Source organism: Streptomyces sp. (assembly GCF_031178505.1).
Classification (GTDB): Bacteria; Actinomycetota; Actinomycetes; order Streptomycetales; family Streptomycetaceae; genus Streptomyces; species Streptomyces gulbargensis.
Genome location: NZ_JAPSIW010000594.1, coordinates 1 through 4,386 on the forward strand (window position 1 = coordinate 1; position 4,386 = coordinate 4,386).

Below are 4,386 nucleotides of genomic sequence, written 5' to 3' on the forward strand. Positions count from 1 at the left end.
ACCGGCCCGGCACCGGCCAGGCCGAGGAGCCAGTTCACCATCCCCTGGTCCCGCCCGAAGAGGAGCGCGAAGACCAGCGTCGCCGCGGCCACCGAGGTGGCGTAGGGGGCGAGCGCCACGACCCGGAAGAGGACCCGTCCGCGCATCCGTACGTCGAGCAGGTGCGCCACGCCGAGGGCCAGCAGCAGCTGGGGCACGGTGGCGAGGAGCCCGATGACGGCGGTGTTGCCGAGGGCGTTCCAGAAGTACTCGTCCCCGAGGAGCCGCGTGTAGTTGTGCGCGCCGGCCCACCGGCCCTCGGCGGGCGCGGTCAGCTCGACCCGGTGCAGCGAGGTCCATGCGGTGGCGAGCAGCGGGAACAGCCCGAAGGCCCCGAAGAGGAGGAAGAACGGCGCGACGAGGAGGTACGGCGCCCAGCCCGACCGCGCGGCGGACGACCGGGGGCGGGACGCGGTCCGTGCCCGGCCGGCCCGTCCGGCGGACGCCCGTACGGGCAGGGACGGAGCGGCGGATTCCGGTACGGCTCCACCCGCGTCCCCGGCCACCCCCGTGCGCCCGCCCGCGGTCGTGCCGCCGGCCGCCGGCCCCGCCCACGCCCCCGTCCCCGCCGTCGTCACCCCCGACGGCGGCGGAAGCGGCTTCGCCCCGGTCACGGCCGCCTCACCGGTCCAGGGCGTTGTCGATGGCCCGCAGCGCCGCGTCCCAGGCCGACGCGGGGGAGCGGCCGGTCTGGTCGACCTGGAGCATCCCGGTGTCGGCGAGGATCTGCGCGATCAGGGCGTCCTTCGGGCCGACCGGGGCGCGCGGCACCCCCCGGGCCGCCGCGGCGAAGATCGCGCCGACCGGGGCGTCCCCGAAGTACGGGTGCCGGGCCCCGGCGACCTCCGGCAGGGCGTAGGCGGCCGAGGCGCTCGGGAAGCTGCCGCGCCGCGCGAAGAGACGGGCCTGCTGGGCGGGGGCGGTCAGCCAGGCGGCGAGCCTGGCGGCCTCCTTCCGGTGCTTCCCGGCGGACGGGACGACGAGGAAGGAACCGCCCCAGCTGCCCGGCCGGGGCGCCGCCGCCACGTCCCAGCGGCCCCGCCCCGCGGGCCCCGCCTTGTCCTGGATGTAGCCGAGCATCCAGGCCGGGCAGGCGACCGTCGCGAACGCGCCCCGGGCGAAGGCCTGGTCCCAGTCGGGGGTGAACTGCTGGAGCCGGGCGGTCAGCCCCTCGCGGGCGAACTCGGCCGCCAGGTCCCAGGCCTCCCGTACGGCCGGGTTGTCCGCCACCACCAGCCGGCCGCGCCCGTCGTGGAACCGCAGGGCCGCCCCGGCGGTGACCGCCGCCATCACCCCGGAGGCGGAGTCGGTGAACGCGACGCCCTCCGGGGCCCGGGCGGCGAACCGCCGCCCGGCCGCCAGGTACTTGCCCCAGTCCCCGGCCCACATCCGCCCCACCTCCTCCCGCCCGGTGGGCAGTCCGGCCCGCGCGAAGTGGTCCTTGCGGTAGCACACGGCCTGCGGGCCGATGTCGGTGCCGAGTCCCAGCGTGCGGCCGTCCGGCCCGGTGGCCTGCGCCCACTTCCACGGCAGGAACGCGGCCCGGTCCACCCCCGGCGCCGTACCGAGCTCCTCCAGCCGCCCGCCCTGGGTGGCGACGACCTCGGCGATGTTGCCGACCTCGACGGCCTGGACGTCGGCGAGACCGGACCCGGCCGTGAGGTGGGTGAGGAGCTGCGGGTAGTAGACGTCGTTGCGGGCGAGGGAGGTCTGGCGGACGGCGATGTCCGGGTGGAGCCGCATGTACGTGTCGTAGAGCCCGGCCTCCTGGAGGCCGAAGGTGCCGAACACCCCCACCGTGAGCGTGATCCGCCGCCCCTCCGCGGACACCGGCTGCCGCACCCCGGCCGGGGCCGGTCCGGGCGGGTCGGTGGCGCAGCCCGCCGACAGGACCGTGGCCAGCAGCAGCCCCACGACCGGCCGGAACGCACCGCTCCTCCTCCACATGAGGCCCGACCGTAACGGCCCGCGCGCCCCGGCCCGGGGAACCGGCCCGGGAGGGCCACCCGGCCGGTCGAATCCCGTCGAACGTCTTCGACGGTTCACGGACCTTGACCGTGTTCCGGCGGCCTGACGATATTGGGAGCGCTCCCACGCTCCCCTCCCCTTCATCGACGGGATCGCCATGCGCAGAACACGACCCGGCCCCCGCCGGCTGCTCGCCGGCCTCACCCTGGCCGCGGGCCTCCTCGCCGGCGCGCTCCCCGCGACCGCCGCACCCGGGACACCCGCCCGCCCCGCCCCCTCCGCCGCACCCGCCCCCACGGCGGCGGCCCCGGCGTACACCTGGAAGAACGTCCGGATCGACGGCGGCGGCTTCGTCCCCGGCATCGTCTTCAACCGGGCCGAGAAGAACCTCGTCTACGCCCGCACCGACATCGGCGGCGCCTACCGCTGGAACCAGGCCGACTCCTCCTGGATCCCGCTCCTCGACCACGTCGGCTGGGACGACTGGGGGCACACCGGTGTCGTCGGTCTCGCCACCGACTCCGTCGACCCCGACCGCGTCTACGCCGCCGTCGGCACCTACACCAACGACTGGGACCCCGGCAACGGCGCCGTCCTCCGCTCCACCGACCGAGGCGCCACCTGGCGGCGCGCCGACCTCCCGTTCAAGCTCGGCGGCAACATGCCCGGCCGCGGCATGGGCGAGCGCCTCGCGATCGACCCGCACCGCAACAGCGTCCTCTACCTCGGCGCCCCCAGCGGCCACGGCCTCTGGCGCTCCACCGACTCCGGCGCCACCTGGGCGAAGGTCACCTCCTTCACCAACCCCGGCGGCTTCCAGCAGGACCCCACCGACACCAGCGGCTACAACTCCGACCAGCAGGGCATCGTCTGGATCACCTTCGACGAGTCCACCGGCACCCCCGGCACCGCCACCAGGACGATCTACGCGGGCGTCGGCGACAAGGACAACGCGGTCTACCGCTCCACCGACGCCGGCGCCACCTGGAGCCGGCTGCCCGGCCAGCCCACCGGCCTCCTCGCCCACAAGGGCGTCCTCGACGCCAGGAACGGCCACCTCTACCTCGCCTACAGCGACCGGGCCGGCCCGTACGACGGCGGCAAGGGGCAGGTCTGGCGGTACGCCACCGCCACCGGCACCTGGACCGACATCAGCCCCGTCGCCGAGGCCGACACCCACTACGGCTTCAGCGGCCTGACCGTCGACCGGAGCGACCCGGGCACCCTGATGGTCGCCGCCTACAGCTCCTGGTGGCCCGACACCCAGATCTTCCGCTCCACCGACTCCGGCGCCACCTGGACCCGGGCCTGGGACTACAGCTCCTATCCCACCCGCGCCAACCGCTACACGATGGACGTCTCCTCGGTGCCCTGGCTCACCTGGGGCGCCAGTCCGGCCCCACCCGAGCAGACACCCAAACTCGGCTGGATGACCGAGGCCCTGGAGATCGACCCCTTCGACCCGGACCGCATGATGTACGGCACCGGTGCCACCGTCTACGGCACCACCGAGCTCACGAAGTGGGACCGGAACACCCCCTTCACCATCCGGCCCATGGTCCGGGGCCTGGAGGAGACCGCCGTCCTCGACCTCATCGCGCCCCCGTCCGGCGCCCCGCTCATCAGCGCCCTCGGTGACGTCGGCGGCTTCCGCCACACCGACCTCGGCCAGGTCCCCTCGATGATGTTCACCTCCCCCACCTTCACTTCCACCACGAGCCTCGACTACGCCGAGGCCGACCCGAACACGGTCGTCCGCTCCGGCCACCTCGACGGCGGCCCCCGGATCGCCTTCTCCACCGACAACGGCGCGCACTGGGTCGCCGGCCGTGAGCCCGCCGGCGTCACCGGCGGCGGCACGGTCGCCGCGGCCGCCGACGGCCGCCGCTTCGTCTGGAGCCCGGACGGCACCGCCGGTGTCCACACCACCGCCGGCCAGGGCGCCTCCTGGACGGTGTCCACCGGCATCCCGGCCGGCGCCACCGTCGAATCGGACCGCGTCGACCCGAACACCTTCTACGGCTTCAAGGGCGGGACCTTCTACGTCTCCACCGACGGCGGCCTCACCTTCACCGCCCGCGCCACGGGCCTGCCCGCCAAGGGCGACGTCCGCTTCAAGGCCCTGCCGGGGAAGAAGGGCGACGTCTGGCTCGCCGGCGGCGCCCCCGACGCCTCGTACGGCCTCTGGCACTCCACCGACGGCGGCGCCACCTTCGCGCGCGTCGCCGGGGTCGAGCAGGCCGACGCGATCGGCTTCGGCAAGGCCGCCCCCGGGGCCTCCTACCCGGCGCTCTACACCAGCGCGAAGATCGGCGGGGTGCGCGGCGTCTTCCGCTCCGACGACGCCGGCGCGCACTGGGTCCGCATCAACGACGACGC

The 4,386-nt window shown here is 75.3% G+C and carries 3 protein-coding genes; 1 reads left to right on the forward strand and 2 read right to left on the reverse strand.

The features are described 5' to 3' along the window. Positions 1-545: carbohydrate ABC transporter permease (locus RIF68_RS28510; protein WP_375165751.1), on the reverse strand; the 545-nt coding region annotated here is incomplete at its 3' end. Positions 546-660: 115 nt separating this feature from the next. Next, positions 661-1,986: an extracellular solute-binding protein gene (locus RIF68_RS28515; RefSeq protein WP_309054173.1), complete on the reverse strand. Its 1,326-nt coding sequence runs from the start codon at positions 1,984-1,986 to the stop codon at positions 661-663. 178 nt (positions 1,987-2,164) lie between these two features. Here RIF68_RS28515 and RIF68_RS28520 point away from each other — a divergent pair. Continuing rightward, the coding region (locus tag RIF68_RS28520) for a xyloglucanase (protein ID WP_309054174.1) at positions 2,165-4,386 on the forward strand (2,222 nt) is incomplete at its 3' end.

What these genes read in the sequence shown, in the direction of transcription:
- RIF68_RS28515 (WP_309054173.1), bottom strand. Translation starts at nt 1,986, where the DNA reads ATGTGGAGGAGGAGCGGTGCGTTCCGGCCGGTCGTGGGGCTGCTGCTG.